The following is a 25,079-nucleotide window of genomic DNA, read 5'->3' on the forward strand; positions in this document are numbered from 1 at the left end:
AGACCCCGCTTGCGCCAGATCGTGCTCGATACCGAAACCACCGGACTGTCGTGGGAAAAGGGCAACCGCGTGGTCGAAATCGGCTGCGTGGAACTGGTCGAACGCCGACCGACCGGTCGCACCTTCCAACGCTACCTCAAGCCCGACTGCGCGTTCGAACCCGGGGCGCAGGAAGTCACCGGCCTGTCGCTCGAGTTTCTTGCCGACAAGCCGATCATGCAGGACGTCGTCGACGAGTTCCTCGATTTCATCCGCGGCGCCGAACTCATCATCCACAACGCGGCCTTCGACGTCGGCTTTCTCGACGCCGAGCTTTCGCGCTGCGGAGCGCACTACGGGCGGCTGAGCGAGCATGCGGTAGTGTTCGACACGCTGTCGCTCGCGCGCGAACGGTTCCCGGGTCAGCGCAACAGCCTGGATGCGCTGTGCAAGCGCTTCGATGTCGACAATTCGCACCGCGATTTCCACGGCGCGCTGCTCGATGCACAGCTGCTCGCCGACGTGTATCTCGCGCTCACCTCGGGCCAGGGCGACCTGGGTTTCTCGCTGCCGCAGGACGACCGCCGCGGCGCGGTGGCGCGCACGCCGGCGGACGTTGCACTGGTGGTGGCGCGCGTGCGCTGCGCGAGCGCGGAGGACGAGGCCCTGCACCGCGCGCGGCTCGAACGCATCGCGAAGGTTGCCGGGCACAGCCTGTGGCCGCTCGCGGCGGCCGACGCCCCCGCGTTGCCGGCGTGAGGCGCAGCACGGCGGCGCGTCGCCGCGATGCGGCAAGCGCGGTCGCATTCGGTGTCGGCCACGCTGCCCGGGCGCGCCCGAATGGGGATAATCTGTGGCTCTCGCGCCCGCAGCGGCGTCATCGCATCGGCCCGTGAACGACACCACCGTCCTGCTGCGCTCCGTCGATGTCCGCATTCCCGGCTACCGCATCCTGCGGCCGATCGGCGAAGGCGGCATGGCGTCGGTGTTTCTCGCCGTGCAGGAATCGCTCGACCGCGAAGTGGCGCTGAAGGTGATGGCGCCCGCGCTCGCCGCCAACGCCGAGTTCACCGAGCGCTTCCTCAAGGAAGGCCGCATCACGGCCAAGCTCAACCACGCCAACCTCGTGACCGTGTTCGACATCGGCTCGTACGGCAGCGTGTATTACCTCGCCGCCGAATACATCCCGGGCGGCACGCTGCGCGAGAAGATCCAGGCCGGCATGCGCGTGGGCGAGGCCCTGGACGTGGCGTGCGACATCGCGCGCGGCCTCGATTTCGCGCACGCCAAGGGCTTCGTCCACCGCGACGTGAAACCCGGCAACATCCTGTTCAAGGCCGACGGCGTGGCCGTGCTCGCCGATTTCGGCATCGCCAAGGCGATGGACGCGCAGTCCGGCGCCACCATGGCCGGAGCCTCGATCGGCACGCCGGACTACATGAGCCCGGAACAGGCGCGCGCCGAAGCCGTCGACGGGCGTTCGGATCTGTACAGCCTCGGCGCGGTGCTGTTCGAAATGCTCGAAGGCCACCCGCCCTACGAAGCGGGCGACCCGTTCACCGTGGCGCTGATGCACGTCACGCAGCCGGTGCCGACGCTGTCGGCGGAGCATGCGTGGCTGCAGCCGCTGATCGACGCGCTGATGGCGAAGCTGCCCGAGCAACGCGTCGGCAGCGGCGAGGAATTCATGCAGGCGGTCGAGACCCTGCTCGCGGCCTCGCCGCAGGCCGCATCGATCGCCCGGGCGCGCGTGGTGCGGCGACGCAATGCCGGCGGCAATCGCCATTCGATGACGCAGTCGCGCAGCGCCCGCACCGGCGCCACCGTGCGCGGCGTGCCGGCGCAGGCGCGCGCGCCGCGCTGGATGCTGCCGGTGTTCGCGCTTGCGGGCGGCGTGCTGGTGGGCGTGGCGGCGTGGTGGTGGTTTGCGGCGAAACCGCCGGTTGGCATCTCGCCGCCTCCGGCCGAGCCCGTGGCGCAGTCCGCGCCCGCGCCGCAGGTGACGCAACCGCAGCCGATCGACGCGAGCTCCAGCGAGATTCCGGCGTTGCTGCTGCAGGCCGACACGTACAGGGACTACGGCACCAAACAGGAACTCAGCCGTCGTCTCACGTTTCCGCCGGGCGAGAACGCGGTTGACCTGTATCGCCGCGTGCTGGCGCTGGACCCGGCCAACACCCGCGCCCGGCAGGGCCTCGCGGACGTGGCGAAGTTCTATCTCGACTCGGCCCGCGGATTCTGCGACCGCGAACTGTGGCCGGTGTGCGGCAATCTCGCCACCGACGGCCTCAAGGCCGAACCGGACAACGTCCAGCTGAAGGCGCTGGTGGAACGGGCGCAGGCGGCCGCGCGCGGCGGTTGACGGTCGGATCCGGGCTCACTCCAATCTTGCAAAAACGTACGTTTTGACGTACGTTATTCATCGATTGAAGGAGCTGTCATGACCACGCTGACCGCCAGCGAAGCACGTGCCAATCTTTATCGACTGCTGGATGAGGCGGCCGCATCGCACCGGCCCATCGTCATTTCAGGCAAGCGAAGCAACGCCGTACTGATTGCCGAAGAAGACTGGAACGCGATCCAGGAGACCCTGCACCTGCTTTCGGTGCCGGGGCTTGCCGAATCGGTGCGGGAAGGCCTCGCCGAACCTATCGACAGCTGCTCCGAGGCACCAGGCTGGTGAGGTGGCGTGTCGTGTTCGCCCGGCACGCGCAGAAGGACGCACCCAGACTTGCAGCCGCCGGACTCCGGGACAAGGTGCAGCGCCTGCTGGAACTGATGGCCGAGAACCCGTACACGACGCCGCCTGCGTACGAGAAGCTCGTGGGAGATCTCGCCGGCACCTATTCGCGCCGGATCAACATCCAGCATCGCCTCGTGTACCAGATCATCGAAGACGAAAAGACGGTGAAGGTGTTGTGCATGTGGACGCACTACGAGTGACGTTGCGTCGGTGCGCAGAGCGCTCGCGCGCGATCAGACCCGCCGCACCAGAATCACCGTCACGTTGTCCGAGCCGCCGCCTTCCAGTGCCGCCATCACCAGCTGCTCCACGCACTCCTGCGCGGAGAGGTCGGTCTTGGTCAGCACGTTGGCGATTTCGCGATCGTCCACTTCCTCGGTCAGACCGTCGCTGCACAGCAGCAGCTGCATGCCGGGCTTGAGCTCGCCGGTGATGGTTTCCACCTTCAGGCTCTGCGGATCGGTGACGCCCAGCGCCTGCGTGACCACGTTGCGGTGCGGGTGGTTGCGCGCCTGTTCGGCCGTGATCGCGCCCTGGTCGATCAGTTCCTGCACGTAGGAGTGATCCTGCGAAATCTGCCGCAGGCCGTCGTTCCACAGATAGATGCGGCTGTCGCCGACCCAGGCGATCTCGAAGCGGTCGTTGCCCACGCGCGCGGCCGCGATCGTGGTGCCCATCGGCAGCGCTTCGGCGCGGCGCCGCGACTGCTTGATGATTTCCTCGTCGGCGGCCTGGATCGACTGTGCCAGCGACTTGCCGGCGCGCACCTCGCGCACGATGGTGTCGCGCGCCAGCGCGCTCGCCACCTCGCCGAACTCGTGTCCGCCCATGCCGTCGGCCACCAGCCACAGGCCGAGCTGGCCGTCGCCGTAATACGTGTCCTCGTTGTGTTCGCGTCGCAGGCCGACGTGACTCAGATGTCCGAATTCGATCATGCGGAAGCGATGTCCGAGGGTGCGAGGAGACGATGACGCGGTGGCGGGACGTCGAGCGCGCTGGCGCCTGCGCCCGGCCGGTCCGCACGACCTCCCCTCGGCAGGAGGGCCATGATGCCGCGCCGGCCGAAAGCTCTGCAAGCCCCGTTCGGTCGCCACCTCACGACGGCATTGCACTACATACGCAAAGGATGGCCGCAACGGGTCGGCGGCTGCGTTGTATAGTGGCGGCGCACGATCTGGCGTCCGGTTCCGGGGAGGAACGCGTCATGGCGTTGAAGCGGGGATTCGCACGCGCGCCGATGCGCGTGCTGGTGGCGGCGCTGGTGGCGCTGCCGGTGGCTGCCGCGGGCCTGCTGACCGTGCCGCCCACGGCGCACGCGGCCGCAGCGCGCAACGCCGAGGATCTGCTGGTGGTCGACTGCCTGCTGCCCGGGCAGATCCGCAAGCTCGGCCGCCAGGCCAACTTCATGAGCGCACGCCGACCGATCCGCACGGTGCAGGCCGATTGCGAGATCCGCGGCGGCGAATACGCGGCCTACGACCGAGCCAACTACCAAACCGCCCTCGGCGTCTGGATGGACCAGGCCGTCGCCGGCAACGCACAGGCGCAGAACTACGTCGGCGAAATCTACGCCAAGGGTCTGGGCACCGCCCCGGACCATGCGATGGCCGCCAGCTGGTTCCGCAAGGCCGCCGAGCAGGGCGACAAGCGCGCGCGGATCAACCTCGGCTACCTGTACGAGCAGGGGTTGGGCGTCGAGAAAAATCTCGGCGAGGCGCTGAATCTCTATCGCGCAGCATCCGGCATCACCGGCGACGAACTCGTCTTTGCGTCGACCGTGCAGGTGCAACTCGAAGCACGCGACCGTCAAATCTCCGGCCTGCGCCAGACGGTCGAGCAGCAGGCGCAGGAAAGCGCGGACCTGCGCGCGGAAAACGAGCAGCTCAGGCGCCAGCTCGGCGAACGCCGCCGCGCGCTGGAAACGGCGCAGCTCGAACTGCAGCAGACGCGCGCACGGCTCGACGACGTGCGTGCGGCCACCGGCGCGGACCTCGGCGAGCTCGACCGCCTGCGCGCCGACCTCAACGCACGCTCGGCCGATATCGACGGCGAATCGGCGCGGCTGCGCGCGCAGCAGCAGGAGTCGGCGCTGCGGGCACAGCGGGCGGAACAGCGCCTGACCGAACTGCGCCAGCGCGAGGCAGCGCTGGCCGGCAGCACGACGCCGGCCGCCGACAGCCAGGCCATGCTGGCCGACATCCGTGCCCAGACCTCGCAGCTGTCCGAGGCGGTCGCCGCCGCGCAGCAGAGCGCTGCAACGCTGCAGCAACAGCTCGCCGCCAACCAGGCCCTGCTCGACCGGCAGCGTGCGGCGTATCAGGCCGAAATCGATCGCCTGCAGGCGCAATCGGACGGGCGCAAGCAGGAAGACTGGCAGCTGATGAAACTGCTGGAAAACCAGCTCACCGCGAAGGAATCGGAGATCCGCGAGCAGCAGGAGCGCATCGCGTCGCTGGAGCGGCGCATCGGCACCGGCACGCTCGCGGCCGGGGGATCGCTCGCCGGGACGCTGCCCACGCTCGAGATCATCGACCCGCCGATCACCGCCACGCGCGGCCGTCCCGCCGCCGTGCTGCGCAGCGCACCCGGGCTGCACGAGGTGGTGGGCAAGGTCTCGGCGCCGCAGGGCATCGACCGCATCACGCTCAACGGCGCGCCGGCCGATCTCGCCGCCAGCGGCGTGTTCCGCGGCCGCGTCGACGTGGCCGCGGGCGGCACCGTGGTGCAGGTGGCCGCGGTCGACGCACGCGGCGCCAGTGCCGAACTGGAATTCATGATCGTGCCGCAGGCCGCGGGCGCGCCGGCACCGGCCGCATCCGCGGGCGCGCCGGCCGGCAGCGTGCCCGACGGCGTCGACCTCGGCACGTTCCACGCCCTGGTCATCGGCAACAACACCTACCAGACCTCGAGTTATCCGGCACTCGCCAGCGCGGTCAACGACGCCACGGCCGTCGCGCAGACGCTCAAGCAGCGCTACGGCTACAGGACCACGCTGCTGCTCAACGCCACGCGCCTGGACATCCTCACCGCGCTCAACACGCTGCGCGAAGACCTGACCGCCGACGACAACCTGCTCGTCTACTACGCAGGCCACGGCGAACTCGGCAGCGATGGCGATCAGGGCTACTGGATTCCCGTCGACGGCCAGCCGTCCGCGCCGCAGACCTGGATCTCCAACGCCGCGATCAGCGCCATCCTTGACACCATGCGCGCGCGCCATGTGCTGGTGGTGGCCGATTCCTGCTACGCCGGCGCGATGACGCGCTCGGCCGTCGCCACGTTCGACAACACCGTGATGCCGGACGATGCCTGGGCCGCCTGGGTCAAGGCGATGGCCGGCGGCCGCTCGCGCACCGCGCTCACCTCCGGCGGCGTGCAACCGGTGCCCGACACCGGCAGCGGCAAGCACAGCTACTTCGCCCGCGCCTTCCTCAACGTGCTCGAAGACAACAACCGCCTGCTCGAAGCCCAGCGCCTGTTCCGCGAGATCAACACCGCGCTCGCGCTGTCGGCGATCGATTCGCCGGTGCCGCAATCGCCCGAATACTCGCCGATCCGCTACGCCGGGCACGAATCGGGCGAATTCTTCTTCCTCCCGCGCGACCGCCGCGTCGCCGTCGCCTCCCGCTGACGGCCGCGGCGTGCGGCGCGGACGCCGCCGCACCGCCCGCTTGTCTGCCCGGTGCGCCCCGCGTATCATGCGCGGCCCTTCCGCCCACTGCCGCGGACGGGGTGCGACACACCGGAGAGGTGGCAGAGTGGTCGAATGTACCTGACTCGAAATCAGGCGTACGTGTAAGCGTACCGTGGGTTCGAATCCCACCCTCTCCGCCATACACAGCAAGACGTTGATTTTTCAGTCATCGACGTCGGGTTGAGAGCAAGGCGCATGGTCCAGCAGGTTGGTCCGCCAGCCCATGCGTCTTGCTCACCATCTTCTGCGCCATCCTTCCGGTATCTACCATTTCCGTTTGAGGGTCCCAAGCGACCTGTTCGAGGCGGTGGGTCGCCGGGTCGTCAAGATTTCGCTTCGTACTCGGGACGCCGGTGTAGCCCGGGCGTATGCGTATGGCGCGCGCTATGCTGCGGCCTTCGCCGCCTTCAGAGCGCAATCGATGCACAAGCTCCCATTTCTCGATGAGATTTTGAGGGCGGCGCAAGCCGGTCAGGTGCGCGAATACGAGTTGGCGCTGCCCAGTGGCGTGAAGCTGCGTGCTGATGGTCCTGAGGACCACGCGCGGGCGATGGAGGCACTGCGCACGGTCTTGGGCACCGATCCGCAGCCGACCTATCCCGGGCAGTTCTCGGCTGCACAGCCCAAGCCTGCACCGGTGGCCAACGGCATCAGCCTAGGCGAGGCCGCGCGCAAATATCTGCTCACGCTCGACAGCAACACGATGCCGGACAAAACCCGGTCGCAGAAGCGGGCGGCGGTATTGGGGTTCGCGCGCTGAAATGGCGAGGCCGAACCTTTCGGTGCGGTGACGCACGGATGTCGCTGAGTGGATGCAGAGCTTGCGCAACTCAGGCCTCGCCACGCCCACGATGTTCAACAAGGGCAGCTACCTGAAAGCCTGCTTTGCGTGGGCGCAAGGTGCCGGTTACTTCCCGATGGGCGACAACCCGGCGGCAGGCCAGGTGAAGTTCTCGACCACGGAGAAGCGGCACCGTCGCAAGCTGGGATTTCAGGCCTTTACCCCAAACCAGGTCAAACGTATCTACGCGCCTGAGGCGTTGGAGAAGGTCAACGAGCAGACCCGCTGGGGTGCTCTCGTGGGCCTGTACACTGGCGCGCGCGTAACGGAGGTCGGCCAGCTGCGCCTGGACGATTTCTTCACCGACGACGATGGTGTGTGGTGCCTGCGGGTGACAGATGAGGGGTCACACAGGCGCGACGACACTCCCGAAGTCAGGCTGCCCTGTGGAATGTCCTCGCAGCATCAGGCTCAAGTGGGCGCATTGAGCGCGTTTGGTACACCAAAATGGGGAAGGCCCTCTCACGAGGGCTCGCCCGGGTACAGCTCGAACACTTCACCTTCCATATCTGCGAAGGCGATCACACTCCCCACATGTGTGGGCTGGCGTACGGCACGATTTAGTGGTTATCTGTTTCAACGCTTCTGGGGAAGCATGTTCATACGGGGCGCCAGTGCTCGGGGGCGATGAAGCGGCGAAAGTCAGGTTGCTTCGTCGATATTGTTGGATGCGTTCGCGACGGACTGTGATCGCTCCTTGGAAGAACGCTTTCAGCTTCCCACGTGGGGGCGCCGCTCGAATGCGACCGTGCGGTCGGCACTACCTATTGCAAGAAGCTGCTGAGCTTTCGTTGGCTTCTTGGATAGTTCTCGTTTCGCAAACCTAAGGAGATGAAGATGCGAGTGGCTCTCATGGCGTTGCTTTTGGGCGCCGTCGGTACAGCTTTTGCAACACCCCCCACCTGCGGTGTAGGAGGTTCGTTTAATCCCTCGCCGGGCTGGGCAATTCTGCCTCCCGAAAACACGACCCCCGACCTCAGTGTTGCCTATCCTGCAAACGGGGCGACCGTGGGCAATCGAGTACTGCAAGTGCGGGGTCGTTACGAGGGCCCGCCCAACACCGGCGTGTCAGTGAACGGGTTAGCCTCGCTCCAAAGCGGCGATTACTTCCTTAGTCAAGACGTATTACTGAGCCCAGGCCTTAACACGATTACGGTGGTCTTAACCCCTCCCGGCGCCGCACCGCTGTCAGTCTCGCGAACGGTAACGTATGATCCAAATCTTGCCGCACCGGCCCACCTGTCTGCTTCAATGACGGGAGATTACGCGCCTTTCTCAACCCGCTTCGACGTTTCCTTGTCGGGTTCGAGTCAGCAGATTGTCAGAGTGCGTGCTGACTACCGCACTGACGGTACGTATGAGTTCGACACTGGCCTAAACTCCGATCAAAACTGGAACCTGAGCACGATTCACCGGCATCCGGGGCTTTTTCAAGCGAGCGTGGAAGTCACACTCGATGACGGTGCGTTGGCGACGCCCCAAGTCATTGTCTCCATGTCTCGGTGGAGCTTGGGCGAAGATCTGCAACGCACCCGCTACACCTTGTGCAAAGTCTTCGAAACCTACCGTGAGCAGCTTTCTTTGCATCAGTATTCGGCTGCGCTTGAAGCGTTCACCGAAGAGGCGCGAGCTGAGCTCGAAGCCTTCACGTTGGGGCTGGGCAACAATGGTGCGTCGGTTGCCTCCCAACTGGGTGAGATCATCGATGGCACGATTGGAGCTGACACGGCAGAGCTGACGCTTGCTCGTCCCGTCACCGGTACCCCTGGCACGTTTGACAGCTATCCCATCCTATTTATCCGAGAGGCGGATGGCGTATGGCGAATTTCCTCTCTCTGAGCTCTAAGGTTGTCGCGGGGCAGCTTTGCTTCACCACGTTGGTGACGCCGGGACTGGCGTCAGCGAGTGACATGCCTGCGAATATTCCTGGCTTGGGTTGGTTGGCCGCATTGCTTATCGCGTGCCTTCCGGCATTCGTGCTCGTCACGATAGCAATGGCGCGCGCCATTGCCGCCCTCGTAAAAAAATCGTCTCACAGATTAGAGACACTGGATTACTGGATCATCTGGGCCACGCACCTATCCCTGGTGCCCTGGTACATCCTGCTGGTCTGGTTTGCAATCTCACAACCCCATTCAGGAGCAACCCGATGAAGTGGATGCGGCGTATTTTCATCTCATGCTTGATGGTGCCCGCAGCGGCTGCTGCGTATGAAATAGAGACCCACGCTTGGATCATGCATCAAGGATACTTAAGATCCGACCTCGCATCAGGCGAGCTCCGCACGCGATTGGGTTTTGACCGGCTTGTAGAACAACAGCCTTTTCAAGTCTTTTACGAACTCCCAAGCATTGGGTCTCGAGATGCCTATCTCGATGTAGTGCCGGATCCACTTTTTGGTCAGAGTAGTGACGCTTACTTAAATCCCATCTATCATCGTCCGCCGACGCCCTACGAGCGACAACGGTTCGTCTACACCTCTGGCCCGGCTGATCCGAATTCGACCAATGGGCTTTTCCTGACGCCGCATACTGTTGGGGCTGCCCTCGTTCGGGGCGCTGTCAGAGAGGATGACCTTCTTCACGACGAAGCCGGTCAGGAGCTGCGCGATGCCGATCCCCACGGCGATATTTTTCGTGTCTTCAACCACTTCTACGATCCCATTAATGACCGTGGATTAACAATCCCTCTTGGCTGTAACTTCGTCTTGAGTCAGCCTTGCTATAAGTCCGTCGATTGGGCACTGGGAACTACAGACGCCTTTTCTACAAACTTCTCTCCAATGCAAAATCGGAGAAATCACTTTTCTTGGAACGACGCACGCGAGCATCTGTGGCAGGCGCTTACGTTCAAGTCGGCCGCTACTAACTCAGCTCAGTACGCCGTAGCTCAGGCAAGAGACTCAGGCCTGCGACGCGTCTATTGGAACTCGAGTCTGAAATCGATTGGTCACACCGTCCACCTGCTGCAAGACACCGCACAGCCGCAGCACACTCGGAATGATCGTCACAACCCTCCCGGCAACCATCCCTTCGGAACCGACGAGAACCGCCGGATGATGGAAGCGTTCGCCAACCTCCGGGTCACCGGGAATCTCGCGACTACAGGCGGGGATTTTCATCGAATATTCCGAAACATGGTCAATGCGCAACCGGCTGCTGGCCTAACGAGTCCGCCGGCGGCGGGCAACTATCCAGTTCCGAAGTTCAGCACCCCGTTAAAATTTTTCACCACACGCAGCAGCGACCTCTCGGTCGAAGCACGGCGTGGCCTCGCTGATTACAGCAATCGTGGCTATTACAGCGACGGGACGAAGCCGGGGCAGAGCGACGACTACGATTTCCCGCCGCAAGACTTGACGGACCCCGGATTCACTCTGGGGTACGGCGCCACCGTAGTTCAGCCTGGCTACGGAACCTTGCAGAGAATGAATCTGTATCATGAGGTACCCGACCTCGTAGCGCCGACACACCCTGACGCATGCGAGATCAATGGTAAGTTGCCCGTGCTCTCAGTGTCAGCGTTAAGTGATTTCCAAGCCGTTTCTTCTGCTGCTCTTCCGATGTCATCACTGTCGTTCGACACGTACAAATGCAACCAAGACAACCTTCTTCCGCGCGCCATCGCTTACTCGGCTGGGTTGGTGAATCATTTTTTCCGTGGTACGCTTGAAATTCAAGCTCCGCCACAACGGGTTCTTGCGGTTGTCGACCAGGGCGTGGCACATTCGGTCGACTCAAACGGCTACCCGCGCCGGACCGACAACAATGAAATTTTCGGCTTTGAAAAGCTTCGGCTACGGGTGAAGAACAGCACATCAGATATCTTGGAAAGCGGCACTCAGAATACGTATTCTCAGACCATCGGGGGCTCGAATGGCCCGTCGTCTGGTCGAATGGTGGCGATTGCGAGATATCACCGAAATCCTTGTTACCAACCTGACATGTCCGGGGAGCGACGCGTGACGATGCCGCTCAACGGAACGCTACAGCCGCCCGTCAACTGTCCCACGACCGGATCGCGGACCCATTATGATGAGATTTCCGTGTCGGCCGCAGTGTCCGTTGCACCTGGTGATTTCGGCACAGGGTCGGGCGCTTCGTTTAAGGACATGATGTTTGATTTCACCGCTGACCCGATTCCCGTCAACGCCACCGACTTGTTCATCCAGGTGGTTTATCGTGGCCCTCTCGGCGAGGAGGCGGATGGAATCGCCTTGGGTACTTACGATGCGCGCGAGCCCATGTTTGTATCGTTCTGGAACAACACCGACTACTACAATCAGAATGGTGCGTGGGCCAGTGCTGTCGGCTCCACCGGTGTGTACAGAAAAGCTGTCAAAAATTTTCAATTCTGCGCGGGCGTCGGAGCCGACCGCACGGTGCTGATTCAGTACAACAGCCTCGGTAGCCCGGCGATGAGTTTCCCCGAGCCGGCAGGATACATGCGTTTTGCAGTAATCCCGGCAAAGCCTGTTGCGTCGGAGAACGTCATTCTGCGCGGGAATCCTAGTTTCTTCGACCCTCAGCCTCCCATCGTCTACGAGCCGCCAGCAATCGGCGTGAGTGGAACAATCAATCAAGCCAACAAGGAGCGAATCGGACTGGCAACCGCTCCTTATCCTCTGGCGTCCGCGCCATTGGCTTCCTGTCCGACCACGCCGCCGAGTAACTCCGAATTTATCTGGTGCGTCGAGCCTATTCTGGTACGTCGAGGCCTAGCCGGAGGGAAGGTGGCGCAGCCGATCTACCTCACCAACAGCGTCGCACCGTCGCCCGTCCCTGATGCGGGGAGCCTCCCGGCTTTTGCTCTTCCCCCAGTTCAAAATGTCGCTTCCAACTACTGGAATACCTCCCTGACACCTTGCCCGTTGCTTCTCACCGGCTGGACGGTCAATCTTGAAGAGATTCTCGGACTTGAAGAGCAGCTTCTGTCGTTGTGACTCACGTCGCTCACGCGAGTCAAAAGAGCAGTAACCGGCTATGACGAACGTACCGGGCCCGAGCCGGTCTGGTACACATCTACGAGGAAGGAGTCAACGAACCGAAAAGGCGCCATCGCCTGCCCCCGCTGTATCGGCTGAGAGTCTGTCTTGGCGAGGGGTGCGTATGCGGACTTGTCCGGAACGAACCTGACCGTTCCCCAGACCCTCCGTCAGTCTGTGGGGTCGAAGCGTCGCAATGGTAGACTTGGCACTTGGTCCACTCAGGAGTTCACTCCGACCGTGGTCCATGTGCCCAGATTTTGGGGGTGGGGCGGGGGACGTACGGTCTCCCACCCTCTCCGCCATATCGGACAGGAAAGCCCCGCACTGCGGGGCTTTCTTGTTTTTGGCGGGAATCGGGATTTTCGATGCCCTAGACTGTCGGCTCCATTCGTCAGCGAAGCGCTCCGATGTCCGAAATCCTCGCTCCCGTCTCCTTCGGCGAATTGCTCGACAAGATCGCCATCCTGCAGATCAAGTCCGAGCGCATGACCGATGCGGCCAAGCTTGCGAACGTGCGCAACGAGCTCACGGCGCTGGAAAAACTGTGGATGGCGCATCCGGCCGCCGGGCACGATCTGGCGCAGCTGCGCGCGGACCTCAAGGCCGTCAACGAGCGCTTGTGGGTGATCGAGGACGACATCCGGGTGCTCGAATCGAAACAGCAGTTCGACGACGCGTTCGTGCAGCTGGCGCGGTCGGTGTATTTCGAGAACGACGAGCGCGCGCGCATCAAGCGCGAGATCAATCTGGCGCTGGGGTCGGCCTACGTCGAGGAGAAGTCGTACCGGGACTACCGCGGCGCCGCCGCCGGCTGAGTGCCGCGCAACAACGCGGTGCAGCGGTCGATGCAGTCGATGACTTCGTCGACTTCGATCAGGTCCATCACGCCGGGAAACTCCACGCGCTTGCCCCAGCGCAGTGCCGACGCGGGCTTGCGCAGGAACTTGCGTGCCGCCGCGTCGTAGTGATCGGTGGAGAAGCGCAGGTCCGAGTACGGTCCGGAGCGCTGCGTGTCGGTGCAGGCGAACAGGCCGACGACCTTGGTGCCGAGCGCGTTCGCAATGTGCACCGGGCCCGAATCCGGACTCAGCACGATGGCGGCGCGTTCGAGCAGGGCCATCAGCTGCTTGAGCGTGTCGCGACCGACCAGATCGATCGCAGGCTCGCGCATCGCGGCGAGGATGGCATCGGCGGTGTCGCGCTCGAGCCGGCTGCGGCCGCCGCACAGCGCGATCCGGTAGCCGTGCACGCGTGCCGCGTGGTCGGCCACCGCGGCATACCGCTCCGCGCGCCAGTTGCGCAGCACGTGACTGGAGCACGGCGACACGATCAGCGTGGGTTGGGCGCCGGGCAACTGCTCCGCCGCCCAGTCGCGCGCCGCCTGCGGCACCGGCAGGTCCCACTCGACGCGGTCCTGTGTCAGTCCGAGCGGCAATGCGAAGCGTCCGAGCACATCGAGCACATGATGACCGCCGGGCGGGATGCGGCGATCGACGACCAGGCCGTGGCCTTCCTTGCTGCGCGCGCGGTCGTAGCCGATCTTCGTGTCGGCGCGGATGCCGAGCGCCAGGACGTTGGCGCGCGCCGCCAGCTGCATCTGCAGCAACGCGTCGAAACGGCGGTCGGCCAGTTGCCGCCACAGCGCACGCACGCCGGCAAGGCCGGATTTCTTGTCGAAGGTGACGAATTCCACGCCGGGCAGGCCGTCGAGCAGCGCGCGTTCGCCCTTGCCGATGATCCAGGTGAGGCGGGTCTGCGGCCATGCGCGCTGCAGCGTGCGCACCAGCGGCACCACATGGGTGGCGTCGCCGAGCGCGGACAGGCGCAGCAGGCACAGACTTCCGGGCGGGGTCGGGGCTGGATTCAAGTTGCTACACTCCGGAGCGATTCCCGCACTGTGCCATCGATGCCCCACGCCCGCCCCCCCAGCGCCGATCCGCGTCCGGCCTTCGTGCCGGTGGCGCCGGCGCGCGTGGAGACGGCGGACGGCGCGATTCTGTTCGACGCCGCGCGACTGGCACAAGCCGACGCCACGCTGTTCGATCCGCGTCGCTGGGATCGTGCCGGCGCGCCGGTGGCCACGCGCGGCGGCCGCGGCGCGGTGTGGCGCATCAGCGGCGAATTCGGCGACGGCGTGTTGCGGCACTATCGCCGCGGCGGGCTCGTCGCGCGCCTGGTGCGCGATCGGTACCCGTGGCACGGCGAGGACGCCACGCGCTCGTTCCGCGAGTTTCGCCTGCTCGCGAACCTGGTCGAGCGCGATCTGCCGGTGCCGCGTCCGCTCGCCGCCGGCTACCGTCGCGCGGGCCTGACCTACCGTGCCGATCTGCTCACCGAACTCGTGCCCGACGCGCGCACCTTTGCCGAAACCTTTGCCGATGCCGCGTCGTGGCCGGCGGTGGGCGGCACGCTGGCGCGGTTCCACCGCGACGGTGTGTGGCACGCGGACCTCAATGCGCACAACGTGCTGATCGATGCGCGCGGAACCGTCTGGATCATCGACTTCGACCGCGGCCGGCTGCGCGCGCCGGACGCGGCATGGCAGCAGACCAACCTGCTGCGCCTGCGGCGCTCGCTGCACAAGCTCGGCGCGGAGGTCGACGGCGGCAGCGCGCGCTGGACGGCGTTGCTCGGCGCGTACGTCGATGCCGGCGGCGACGCCACCGCCGCGGAAGGCGCGGCGCGATGACGGCAGCGCCCGACTACGCCCTGCGCTTTCTCGGCGTGGGCAATGCGAACGCGGTGGAGCTGGGCTCGTCCTCCGTCGTGATCGAACGCGACGGTGCGCCGCTGCTGCTGGTCGACTGCGGCCAGGAAGCGCTCACCGCGTACCTTGCGCACTACGGCGAACCGCCGCACGCGGTGTTCATCACGCACACGCACATGGATCATGTCGCCGGCATGGAGCGGCTGTTCGTGCGCCTGTACTTCGATGCCGCGCGCCGCGGCCGCTGCCGGCTGTACGTTCCGGCAGCGCTGGTGCCGTGGCTGCAGCAGCGCGTGGCCGACTATCCCGGCGTGCTGGCCGAGGGCGGCGTCAACTACTGGGACGCGTTCCGGCTGATCCCGCACCGGCGCGGGTTCTGGCACGCGGGCCTGTGGTTCGACGTGTTCGCGGTGCGGCACCACGCGCCCGACACGGCGTTCGGGCTCGCGTTGCGCGGCAGCTTGGTCTACACCGGCGACACGCGGCCGATTCCGGAGACGCTCGCGCGCTTCACCGACGATTCCACCCTGGTGGCGCACGATTGCGCGCTCGTGGGCAACCCTTCGCACAGCGGCATCGACGATCTCGAGCGCGAATATCCGCGCGCGCTGCTCGACCGCGTCGTGCTGTACCACTACGCCTCCGCCACCGACGGCGACACGCTGCGCGCGCGCGGCTACCGCGTGGCGCGGCCGGGCGACCGGTTCGCGCTTGCGCCTCCGCGCACGCCGGGCGGCGACGTCGCCTGATGACCACCGCGATCCCACTGCGGCTGCTGCATCCCGGGCCCTCCGCGCCGGCCGACGTGCCGCCGCTCGATCGCCTCGGCCGTCCGCTGCGCGACCTGCGCCTGTCGGTGATCGAAACCTGCAACTTCCGCTGCCCGTACTGCATGCCGGAAGACGAATACCCGCGCGACGACATCGGCGACAGCGCGTCGCGCCTGTCGTTCGACGAGATCGAGCGGCTGGTGCGCGCCTTCGTGCCGCTGGGGCTGCGCAAACTGCGCCTGACCGGCGGCGAACCGCTGCTGCGCAAGCGCCTGCCGCAGCTGGTGGAGCGGCTTGCGCGCATCGACGGCATCGACGACCTTGCACTGACCACCAACGGCAGCCTGCTCGCACGCCACGCGCGGGCGCTGCGCGACGCCGGGCTGCGGCGGCTCACCGTGAGCCTGGACACGCTCGATCCGGCGCGTTTCGCGCAGCTGTCCGGCGGGCGCGGCGACATCGGCGCGGTGCTGGACGGGATCGAGGCGGCCCAGGCGGCAGGGTTCGCCGCGATCAAGCTCAACTGCGTGGTGCAGCGTGGCGTCAACGAGGACGACGTGCTGCCGCTGCTGGAACGCTTTCGTGGCAGCGGCCACATCGTGCGCTTCATCGAATACATGGACGTGGGCACCTGCAACGGCTGGCGCGCGGAGCGGGTGCTGCCTTCGCGCGAACTGCACGCGCGCATCCACGCGCGCTGGCCGCTGGAGGCGCTGCAGCCGGGCTACCGCGGCGAAGTCGCGGAACGGTATCGCTATGCCGACGGCGCCGGCGAACTCGGATTCGTCTCCTCGGTGAGCGCGCCGTTCTGCGGCGACTGCCACCGTGCACGCGTCTCGGCCGACGGAAAACTCTTCACCTGCCTGTTCGCCGGCGACGGCCACGATCTGCGCACGTTGCTGCGCACGCCCGCTGGCGACGACGCCGCGCTCGGCGAACGCATCGCCGGCCTGTGGACGCAGCGCACCGATCGCTACAGCGAAGTCCGCCAGGCCCAGCGCGATGCGGGGATTACCCGCCACGTCGAAATGTATGCGATCGGCGGCTAGGAAAATGCACCCGCACGCGACTCATGTTGCTTTCGCCCAGCGCTTGCTCGAAAGACCTTCCCCTTCGACGCGGAAAGGGTTGGGACGGCTCCTGCTCTTGCTTGTCTCGCAGACTCCAGACAGATGACGACAAAAACACCTGGCCTCACCCACATCGACGCCGCGCAGCGTCCCGCGATGGTCGACATCGGCGACAAGCAGGTCACCAGCCGCACGGCGACCGCCCGCGCCCGCGTGCGGTTCCCGCCCGATGTCGCCGCGCATCTGCGCGACGAGGCATTGCGCGTGGCGAAAGGCTCGGTGATCGACACCGCCATCATCGCCGGCACGCTGGCCGTCAAGCGCACCCACGAACTGATTCCGTTCTGCCATCCGCTGCCGATCCACGGCATCGCGTTCGCGATCGACTGGAGCGACGCCGTCACGTTGTCCATCGAGTGCCGCGTCCGCACCGAGCACCGCACCGGCGTCGAAATGGAAGCGCTCACCGGTGCCAGCGTCGCGGCGCTGACGGTGTACGACATGTGCAAGGCCTTGTCGCACGAGATCGTGCTCATGGACACGCGCCTGCTCGCCAAGCGCGGCGGCAGGCGCGACGTCGGCCCGGAGGCGGCGGCATGAAGATCGACGTGCTGTATTTCGCGAGCCTGCGCGACGCGGCGGGCGTGGCCCGGGAGCGAGTCGACACCGGCGCGGCGGATCTGGGCGCGCTGTACGACGAGTTGCGCGCGCGGCACGGCTTCGCGCTGCCGGCCGATCGCCTGCGCGCCGCGCTCGACGGCGAATTCGCGCCCTGGGACGCGCCGTTGCGCGACGGTGCGGAGGTCGCGTTCCTGCCGCCGGTGTCGGGCGGATGAGCCGGTTCGCGATCAGCGCGGCGCCGATCGACACGCAGGCGCTGCGACGCGCGCTCGAATCGCACGGCGCGGGCGCCTGCGTCACGTTCGAGGGCTGGGTGCGCGACCACCATCAGGGGCGCGCGGTGCGCGGGCTGGAGTACGAAGCCTACGCAGCGCTGGCACAGGCCGAGGGCGAGCGCGTGCTGGCGGAAGCGTGCGCGCGCTTCGACCTCGTCGCGGCGGCATGCGTGCATCGCACCGGCACGCTCGCACTCGGCGATATCGCGGTGTGGGTCGGGGTGAGTGCGGGACACCGCGATGCGGCGTTTTCCGCATGCCGCTACGTGATCGACGAAATCAAGCAGCGCGTGCCGATCTGGAAGCGCGAGAGCTACGTCGATGGCGATGCGGGGTGGATCCATCCCGACCGCACGCCGCGCTGAGCGTGGCGACGATGGCCAGCGCGCGGGCGGAGGGGTGGCAGCCCCCGCCAGCCTGACCTCGGCACCCGAATCGACCGATACCGTTGCTTCCTTCCGGACCTGGCGGAGTTTTCGATCTATCGTCGCGAGGGGACCGACGGGGGCCACCGTGGACGGTGCGGCGACTCGGCGCCAGCGGCGCCGGCGCGCGAAGGCATCGGGGAATGAGCCGTTCGACGCCTGGCCCGGACGCTTCGAGCGAAGCGGTGCGCAGGCCAGATCGCCAGCATAGCAAACCGCAGGCGTGCGCTCCAGACGGTCTTCGCGCGGTTGCATGCGGCTGCGCGCTGCGCCGCGCAGCCGCATGCCGCGTCGCATCATTTGTCGCGCGGCATGCGTGCCGCGCCGGCACGGCCATGCGATCCAACTCCGCGCCAGGCCTGCGTTTGTTCGGATGACGCCGGCGCCGGCGAAACAAAAATGGCGAAAAACGCCCGCAAATCTTGGCGCAACGCTCCAATTAGCCTACATTCGCGCTGCACCGGGCTGTCCGGGCGAAATTTCCCCAAGGAGCACACCGTTTATGAGCAAAGCCAGCAAAGCAACCAAGGCCAAGGCGCCGGCCAAGAGCGCGGCACCCAAGCCGATCAAGGAAGCGCTGAGCAAGTCCGGTCTGGTTGCGCACATCGCCGAGAACACCGGCGTGGCGGCGAAGGACGTGCGTGCCGTGATGGCGGCGCTGGAAAGCGCCGTGCACGGTTCGGTCAGCAAGAAGGGCGCGGGCGGTTTCACCCTGCCGGGCCTGTTGAAGATCTCCGTGGTCAACGTGCCGGCCAAGCCGCGCCGCAAGGGCATCAACCCGTTCACCAAGGAAGAGCAGTGGTTCGAAGCCAAGCCGGCCTCGACCAAGGTGAAGGTGCGCCCGCTGAAGAAGCTGAAAGACGCCGCGGCCTGATCCTGGCCCATCCCGCCATCGGCGGGACGCAACACCGCCGCGGCGAACCTCGTGTTCGCCGCGGCTCGTTTCGGGGTTGGCAATTCGGCGTGCCGTGCACGCGCCCTGCCGCGATCTCGCTTTGGCGGATGTCGGTCGATCCACCGCGCAACGCGGCACTCTGCGCATCCGAACTGCACCTGCTCATCCCTTGCCAGTCCAGTCGCGCTGCGCGTACCGCAGCATGTCCGCATCGCCATGCAGATCGCCGAGCGCGCGCGCCATGTCGTGCGGATTGCACCGATGCGGCGAGCCGTGACACGCCGAGGCGTGTTCCTGCGAGGAATGCGCCGCTTCTTCCGATAATGTCGCGAGCTGTGCAGCAGCGCACAGTCCTTCTCCGCAGCGGATGCGCAAATCGTCATCCGCACCGGCGGCGAAGGGATCATCACGGCCGTGCGTCGGCTTCGTAACCAGGGGACCTCCATCGAATGAACATTGCACTCCGCCTCGCAGGCGTCCTGCTGTCGCTTGCCGGGACGCATGCCGCCGCGCAGACCGTCGCCACCGAGGTGTATCTCGACCTCGACGCCAACCCGGCCACCGGCTGCAGCATCGCGACCGACGCAGGCACGGTCGCCGGCGCCGAGGTGCGCGTGCGTGCGCAGGTGGATGCGGCGTCGGCCACGGTGCAGGCCGTGGCGCGCGCCCACTGCGAGGGCGGTGTCTTCGGGGCGGAGCAGCCGCAGCCGGCCGGGTATGCGGTGGGCATCGATGCGGGCATCGACGGCGCCGACGTGATCGAGTTCTCGACGCCGCTTGCCGGACTCGGCGACGGCGGCACCGCGCTCGCCTCGTTCGTCGCGCGCGGCGGCGATGGCGGCGTCGAACGGGTGCAGGCCGCGATCGTGTTGCCCGGCACGGTCGAACCCGGCCCCGGCGCCGCGCAGCCCACGGTAATCCCCGCGTCCGGCTGGCTTGCGCTGCTTGTGCTGATCGGATTCACGCTGTGGATCGTGCGGCGCCATCCCGCGTTCGGCTCGACGTTCGCCGTCGTCGTGCTGATGGGCTCGTCGATCGCTTGGGCGTCGAATTTCATCGCCGACGGCCAGATCATCGACTGGACCGGCGTCGCGCCGGTGGCCACCGATCCGCCCGACGCCGGCGGTGACGGCGCATCCGACATCCTCGCCGCATTTGCCGCCACCGAGAGCGGCCGCCTGCACCTGCGGATGGACATACGCGATGCAAATCCCGAGGGCGCAGACAATCAGGCACCCACGCTGAACGACGCAAGCTTCGCGATCGACGAGAACAGCGCCGCGGGTAGCGTGGTGGGTAGCATCGGCGCGACCGACCCCGACGCCGACCAGACACTCGCTTATGCGATCGTCGGCGGCAACACAGGTGACGCGTTCGCGATCGACGCCGACAGCGGCCAGATCACCGTGGCCAATGCCGCCGCGCTCGATGCGGAGTTGGCGGCAAGCGTGTTGCTGCTGATCGAGGTCACCGATGACGGCGAGCCGGCGCTGAGCGCCAGCGCCACGGCAACGATCACCGTGACCGACATCAACGAGGCGCCGCAGCTGGACGATCTTGCGTTGTCGGTGGCCGAGCATGCCGCGCCCGGCGTCGTGGTCGGCACGGTCGTCGGTACCGATCCGGACACGAATGCGCCGAACGACGCGCTGCTCTACGCCATCACCGCCGGCAATACCGGCAACGCCTTCGCCATCGATGCGGACAGCGGCGCCATCCGCGTGGCCGACAGTGCGCAGGTCGATCTTGCCAACGCCCCGTTCGTGCTGACGGTGCGGGTCACCGACGGCGGCACGCCGCCGCTGGACGACAGCGCGACGGTCACCATCGAGGTGTCGGACGAGAACGATGCACCGGCCTTCGGTCAGGCCACCTACGCGTTCTCCGTGGACGAAAACAGCGCCGCCGGCACGCCGGTCGGCACGGTGTCGGCGAGCGATCCGGATGCGGGCGATGCGCTCACCTACACGATCGCCGGCGGCAACACCGGCAACGCCTTCGCGATCGACGCGGCGACGGGCGCCATCGTCGTGGCGACGGCATCGGCGCTCGACGCCGAAACCGTGACGGACATCAGCCTCGTCGTGACGGTCAGCGACGACGATGCTCCGGCGCGGACGGACACCGCCACGGTCAACGTGACGGTGATCGATCTCAACGAGGTGCCGGTGCTTGCGGACGCGTCGTTCAACGTGGCGGAAAACAGCGCCTCGGGCACCGTCGTCGGCACGCTCGATGCCTCCGACCCGGATGCCACCGCGCCGTTCGCCACCCTCGTCTTCGCGATCACGGCGGGCAACGACGCAGGCACGTTCGCGATCGATGCCGGCACCGGCGTCCTGTCGGTGGCGGATGCGGCGGCGCTCGATTTCGAGAGCGGCGCGGCCTTTGCTCTGACGGTGACGGCCACCGACGGCGGCGGATCGAGCGCGACCGCGCAGGTGACCATCGCCACGACCGATGTCAACGAAGTGCCGGTGTTGTCCGATACCGCGCGCAGCGTGCTGCAGAGCAGCGCCGTCGGGACACCCGTCGGTGCGCCGGTGAGCGCCAGCGACCCGGACACGACGGCGCCGAACAACACGCTGACCTACGCGATCACGGGCGGCAACGAGGACAACGCGTTCACGATCGACCCCGCCAGCGGTCAGCTCGCCGTCGCGAGCAGCGCTCCGCTCACGGCAGGCGCCGCATTCGCGCTGGTCGTCGGCGCCACCGACGGCGGCGGTCTGTCCGACAGCGCCACCGTCACCGTCGACGTCATCGACGTCAACGACGCACCGAGCTTCGTGGCCGGTCCCGCGCAGAACGTGCTCGAGGACGCAGGTCCGGTGTCCGTGCCGTGGGCGACCGCCATCGACGACAACGATCCCGGCAACCAGGCGCTGACCTTCCTCGTGTCGAACGACAACGCTGCGCTGTTCGGCACGCCCCCCACGATCAGCGCCGGCGGTGTGCTGAGCTACGCACCCGCAGTCGATGCCAACGGCACGGCCACGGTGACCGTGGTGCTGCAGGACGATGGCGGCACGGCGAACGGCGGCGCGGACACGAGCGCGCCGCAACTGTTCGAAATCACCGTCGCGCCGGTCAACGATGCGCCGGGTTTCGTCGCCGGCGGCGACCAGACCGTGAACGAGGATGCCGGTGCGCAGAGTGTCGCGGGCTGGGCGTCCGCGATCTCGCCCGGACCTGCGGACGAGGCGAGCCAGTCGGTGACGTTTGTCGCCAGCAGCGACAATCCGGCGCTGTTCGCGGTGCCGGTTGCCGTGACCCCCGACGGCACGCTGACCTACACCCCGGCGGCCGACGCCGACGGCGTGGCCACCGTTTCGGTGCAGGCGATGGACGACGGTGGCAGCGCCAACGGCGGCATCGACACCAGCCCACCGCAGACCTTCACGATCGGCATCACCGCGGACGACGACGCACCGGTGGCCGTGGCCGACACGGCCACCGTGTCCGAGGACAGCGCGGCCACCGCCATCGACGTGCTCGCCAACGACACCGATATCGACGCGGGCCCGATCGCCATCGCCGCGGTCACGCAGCCGGCGAACGGCACGGTGGTGCCCACCGGCGGCACCGGCCTCACCTACCAGCCGGCCGCGAACTACTGCAACGCGCCGCCCGGCACCGCGCCCGACACGTTCACCTACACGCTGACGCCGGGCGGCAGCAGTGCCACGGTCTCGGTGCTCGTCACCTGCGTCGACGACGCGCCGGTGGCCGTGGCCGACGCGGTCACCGTGACCGAGGACAGCGTGGCCACCGCCATCGACGTGCTCGCCAACGACACCGATGTCGACGCGGGGCCGATCGCCATCGCCTCGGTCACGCAGCCGGCAAACGGCACGGTGGTGCCCACCGGCGGCACCGGGCTCACCTACCAGCCGGCCGCGAACTACTGCAACGCGCCGCCCGGCACCGCGCCCGACACATTCACCTACACGCTGACGCCGGGCGGCAGCAGTACCACGGTCTCGGTGCTCGTCACCTGCGTCGACGATGCACCGGTGGCCGTGGCCGACACGCCGTTCGTGGCCGAAGACACGCCCACCGTCCTGGGCGTGCTCGTCAACGACACCGATGTCGACGGTGGGCCGAAAACCGTCGCCACCGTCACGCAGCCGGCAAACGGCACCGCCGTCATCACTGGCGGCATCTGGATCACCTACGAGCCGGACCCGGACTACTGCAACACGCCGCCCGGCACCGCACCGGACACCTTCACGTACACCGTGGCGCCGGGAGGCAGCAGCGCGACGGTGTCGGTTGCGGTCACCTGCGAGGACGACGCGCCGGTCGCCGTAGCCGACGCGGCCGTCGTCGCACAGGACGCCGCCCCCACCGCCATCGACGTGCTCGCCAACGACACCGATGTCGACGGCGGTCCGCGCTCGATCGCCTCGATCACCCAGCCAGCCAACGGCACCGTGGCGATCACTGGTGGCGGCACCGGAGTGAACTACACGCCCGACGCCGGCTACTGCAACACGCCACCGGGCACCACGCAGGACACGTTCACCTATGCCCTGACGCCGGGCGGGAGTTCGACCACGGTCTCGGTGGCGGTGATGTGTCCGCAGGAAGTGGTGATCACCAGCGACGGCGCCGGCGACATGGCCGAACTCGATTTCCCCGGCGGCGGAACGATTCCGGTGACGGACGTCGATGCCACGGCTCCGATCGGAAATCCGCCGATCGTCTATTCGCTGGCCGGCGGCGCGGACCAGGCGAGCTTCAGCATCGATCCCGCGAGCGGCGTGCTCGACTTCGTCGCGCCGCCGCCGCTGGACCCGGCGGGCGACGCCGACGGCAACAACGTGTACGAGGTCACGGTCCGCGCCGCGAGCGACACGCTGGAAGACACCCAGCAGCTGAGCATCACCATCGTCCAGGGCCTGGCGGTGACGGCCAAGTACGTCGTCATCATGCGCAGCGACGAGACCACCAATCTCGACGTGCGCGTGCTGGACGTCAACGGCGACGTGGACCCCGGCGCGCCGTACACCATCGACTACACCAGCAGCGCCATCGACATCAGCGCGACCGGCCAGATCACGGTGCTCACCCCCGGGCAGAGCAGCACGCAGGTGACCATCTCCAGCCCCGGTCGCACCCCGTGGGTGGCGTGGGTGGCGGTGCGCAACGTGATCGACATCGCCAGCCCGCATCTGTCGAACCAGAGCATCGCCGCCAGCGACGACTTTTCCGCCGTGGGCAGCAACATCGGCACGCCCACCACCAGCTACTACGCCGACATCTATCGCCTCACGCTCGCCGCAGGCGACGAGGTTGAAGTGACGATGGACACCGGCGACGATCTCGACAGCTACCTGCTGATGGCAAACGCGCAGGGCTTCCTCGTGGCCGGCAACGACGACGACGACAGCGGCGCGCTGGGCGTGGGTTCGCGCATGATCTACACCGCGACCGAAAGCGGCGTCTATTTCATCGAGGCGTCGACCTTCAACGGGCTGGACACCGGCAACTACACGCTCGCGGTCAACGTCACTCCCGGCGTGGTCGATCTGGGTGCCTACGCGCTCAATGGCTCCTGCGGCGTGCTCGGGAGCCAGGGCCCGGGGTTCACCCTCACCGCGGGCCCGACCACGCCGCTGCCGGCCGGCACCACCGTCCTGACGACGGTGACCGGGGTCGCGAACTCGGGCGTGTGGTCCGTGACCGGAGGCACCGCCAGCGTGGCCGTCGTGTCGCCCACCGTTCGCCAGATCACGCTCACCGCGCCGCTGCCGGCGGGACAAACCATCCAGTTGCGCACCACGCTGTCGATCACGGTGGCGTTCTCGCTGGCCGGGAGCACCACCTTGCCGGCCGGTCACGTGGGTACGGGCGGCAAGCCGACCGGGGCCGTGACGTCGACGCTGGTGCTGTGTTCGACCAGTTGACGGACATTCCCGCCGGGTCCGCGCCGGCGATGTGCGCTGCCCGTGCGGTTGTGCGGGCAGCGCCGTGTGAGCGTGCGGCGCGCCGCTCGCTGATGTTGTCGACGGCGGCGCGGCAGGCACTGCGTGTGGACGCGACAGCTGTGCGTAAGCGGAGATCGGC

Annotated in this window: 21 protein-coding genes, 1 tRNA gene and 1 other RNA gene; 19 read left to right on the forward strand and 4 right to left on the reverse strand. The window is 66.9% G+C overall.

Annotated features, from left to right (window positions below; genetic code table 11):
- Positions 1-9: 9 nt before the first annotated feature.
- From dnaQ to HNQ52_RS12965, 4 genes are all read left to right on the forward strand, one after another.
- Entirely contained in the window at positions 10-738 is a 729-nt protein-coding gene (gene dnaQ / locus HNQ52_RS12950; RefSeq protein ID WP_183961579.1) for a DNA polymerase III subunit epsilon, read from the forward strand.
- A 133-nt stretch (positions 739-871) separates the two neighbouring features.
- Positions 872-2,341, forward strand: coding sequence for a protein kinase domain-containing protein (locus HNQ52_RS12955; protein WP_183961580.1), 1,470 nt, complete (start codon positions 872-874; stop codon positions 2,339-2,341).
- Positions 2,342-2,419: 78 nt separating this feature from the next.
- Complete coding sequence (locus HNQ52_RS12960; protein WP_183961581.1) at positions 2,420-2,662, forward strand: type II toxin-antitoxin system Phd/YefM family antitoxin; 243 nt, start codon at positions 2,420-2,422, stop codon at positions 2,660-2,662.
- Positions 2,663-2,673: 11 nt separating this feature from the next.
- The gene (locus HNQ52_RS12965; RefSeq protein WP_221282067.1) at positions 2,674-2,922 is read left to right on the forward strand and encodes a Txe/YoeB family addiction module toxin; all 249 of its coding nucleotides are present in this window, start codon (positions 2,674-2,676) and stop codon (positions 2,920-2,922) included.
- Between the two features lie 33 nt (positions 2,923-2,955).
- On the opposite strand, the gene HNQ52_RS12970 is transcribed toward HNQ52_RS12965, so the two are convergent.
- Entirely contained in the window at positions 2,956-3,657 is a 702-nt protein-coding gene (locus HNQ52_RS12970; RefSeq protein ID WP_183961583.1) for a Stp1/IreP family PP2C-type Ser/Thr phosphatase, read from the reverse strand.
- 269 nt (positions 3,658-3,926) lie between these two features.
- On the opposite strand from HNQ52_RS12970, the gene HNQ52_RS12975 reads away from it, so the two are divergent.
- The 7 genes from HNQ52_RS12975 (at position 3,927) to HNQ52_RS13005 (ending at position 13,059) form a co-directional block, all read left to right on the forward strand.
- Positions 3,927-6,353, forward strand: coding sequence for a caspase family protein (locus tag HNQ52_RS12975; protein WP_183961584.1), 2,427 nt, complete (start codon positions 3,927-3,929; stop codon positions 6,351-6,353).
- Between the two features lie 113 nt (positions 6,354-6,466).
- Positions 6,467-6,556: transfer RNA gene (locus HNQ52_RS12980), tRNA-Ser, on the forward strand.
- 83 nt (positions 6,557-6,639) lie between these two features.
- Positions 6,640-7,176 carry a DUF6538 domain-containing protein gene (locus HNQ52_RS12985; RefSeq protein ID WP_183961585.1) on the forward strand — a complete coding sequence of 179 codons (537 nt, stop codon included), beginning with the start codon at positions 6,640-6,642 and terminating at the stop codon, positions 7,174-7,176.
- Between the two features lie 91 nt (positions 7,177-7,267).
- Positions 7,268-7,888, forward strand: coding sequence for a site-specific integrase (locus HNQ52_RS12990; RefSeq protein WP_183961586.1), 621 nt, complete (start codon positions 7,268-7,270; stop codon positions 7,886-7,888).
- A gap of 206 nt (positions 7,889-8,094) precedes the next feature.
- Positions 8,095-9,096: a hypothetical protein gene (locus HNQ52_RS12995; protein WP_183961587.1), complete on the forward strand. Its 1,002-nt coding sequence runs from the start codon at positions 8,095-8,097 to the stop codon at positions 9,094-9,096.
- A gap of 310 nt (positions 9,097-9,406) precedes the next feature.
- Positions 9,407-12,199, forward strand: a complete 2,793-nt coding sequence (locus tag HNQ52_RS13000) for a phospholipase C/P1 nuclease family protein (RefSeq protein ID WP_183961588.1) — start codon at positions 9,407-9,409, stop codon at positions 12,197-12,199.
- Positions 12,200-12,651: 452 nt separating this feature from the next.
- Positions 12,652-13,059, forward strand: coding sequence for a DUF6165 family protein (locus HNQ52_RS13005; RefSeq protein WP_183961589.1), 408 nt, complete (start codon positions 12,652-12,654; stop codon positions 13,057-13,059).
- Here the strand turns inward: HNQ52_RS13005 and HNQ52_RS13010 are convergent.
- Positions 13,035-14,111: a glycosyltransferase family 9 protein gene (locus HNQ52_RS13010; RefSeq protein ID WP_246387804.1), complete on the reverse strand. Its 1,077-nt coding sequence runs from the start codon at positions 14,109-14,111 to the stop codon at positions 13,035-13,037. The two genes, HNQ52_RS13005 and HNQ52_RS13010, sit on opposite strands and share 25 nt — an antisense overlap.
- Before the next feature lie 39 nt (positions 14,112-14,150).
- On the opposite strand from HNQ52_RS13010, the gene HNQ52_RS13015 reads away from it, so the two are divergent.
- The 6 genes from HNQ52_RS13015 to HNQ52_RS13040 all read left to right on the forward strand — a co-directional run bounded on the left by HNQ52_RS13015 (position 14,151) and on the right by HNQ52_RS13040 (position 18,052).
- Complete coding sequence (locus tag HNQ52_RS13015) at positions 14,151-14,933, forward strand: 3-deoxy-D-manno-octulosonic acid kinase (RefSeq protein WP_425486498.1); 783 nt, start codon at positions 14,151-14,153, stop codon at positions 14,931-14,933.
- A complete protein-coding gene (locus tag HNQ52_RS13020; protein ID WP_183961638.1) occupies positions 14,930-15,700 on the forward strand; it encodes an MBL fold metallo-hydrolase in 771 nt (256 codons plus the stop codon). The genes HNQ52_RS13015 and HNQ52_RS13020 overlap by 4 nt, the downstream gene beginning before the upstream one ends.
- Positions 15,700-16,770: a GTP 3',8-cyclase MoaA gene (gene moaA, locus HNQ52_RS13025; RefSeq protein ID WP_183961590.1), complete on the forward strand. Its 1,071-nt coding sequence runs from the start codon at positions 15,700-15,702 to the stop codon at positions 16,768-16,770. The genes HNQ52_RS13020 and moaA overlap by 1 nt, the downstream gene beginning before the upstream one ends.
- A gap of 123 nt (positions 16,771-16,893) precedes the next feature.
- On the forward strand, positions 16,894-17,391 hold the full coding sequence (gene moaC, locus HNQ52_RS13030) for a cyclic pyranopterin monophosphate synthase MoaC (RefSeq protein WP_183961591.1): 498 nt from the start codon (positions 16,894-16,896) through the stop codon (positions 17,389-17,391).
- The gene (moaD, locus tag HNQ52_RS13035) at positions 17,388-17,627 is read left to right on the forward strand and encodes a molybdopterin converting factor subunit 1 (RefSeq protein WP_183961592.1); all 240 of its coding nucleotides are present in this window, start codon (positions 17,388-17,390) and stop codon (positions 17,625-17,627) included. The genes moaC and moaD overlap by 4 nt, the downstream gene beginning before the upstream one ends.
- Complete coding sequence (locus HNQ52_RS13040; protein WP_183961593.1) at positions 17,624-18,052, forward strand: molybdenum cofactor biosynthesis protein MoaE; 429 nt, start codon at positions 17,624-17,626, stop codon at positions 18,050-18,052. Before moaD ends, HNQ52_RS13040 begins: the two co-directional genes overlap by 4 nt.
- Before the next feature lie 42 nt (positions 18,053-18,094).
- Here HNQ52_RS13040 and ffs read toward each other — a convergent pair.
- Positions 18,095-18,191: signal recognition particle sRNA small type (gene ffs, locus HNQ52_RS13045), an RNA gene on the reverse strand.
- A 423-nt stretch (positions 18,192-18,614) separates the two neighbouring features.
- Between ffs and HNQ52_RS13050 the strand changes: the two genes are divergently transcribed.
- Entirely contained in the window at positions 18,615-18,986 is a 372-nt protein-coding gene (locus HNQ52_RS13050) for an HU family DNA-binding protein (RefSeq protein WP_183961639.1), read from the forward strand.
- Positions 18,987-19,169: 183 nt separating this feature from the next.
- Here HNQ52_RS13050 and HNQ52_RS13055 read toward each other — a convergent pair whose 3' ends face one another.
- A complete protein-coding gene (locus tag HNQ52_RS13055; RefSeq protein ID WP_183961594.1) occupies positions 19,170-19,382 on the reverse strand; it encodes a hypothetical protein in 213 nt (70 codons plus the stop codon).
- A gap of 74 nt (positions 19,383-19,456) precedes the next feature.
- Between HNQ52_RS13055 and HNQ52_RS13060 the strand changes: the two genes are divergently transcribed.
- Complete coding sequence (locus HNQ52_RS13060) at positions 19,457-24,919, forward strand: cadherin domain-containing protein (RefSeq protein ID WP_183961595.1); 5,463 nt, start codon at positions 19,457-19,459, stop codon at positions 24,917-24,919.
- Positions 24,920-25,079: the final 160 nt, after the last annotated feature.

Source organism: Chiayiivirga flava (genome assembly GCF_014202825.1).
GTDB lineage: Bacteria > Pseudomonadota > Gammaproteobacteria > Xanthomonadales > Xanthomonadaceae > Chiayiivirga > Chiayiivirga flava.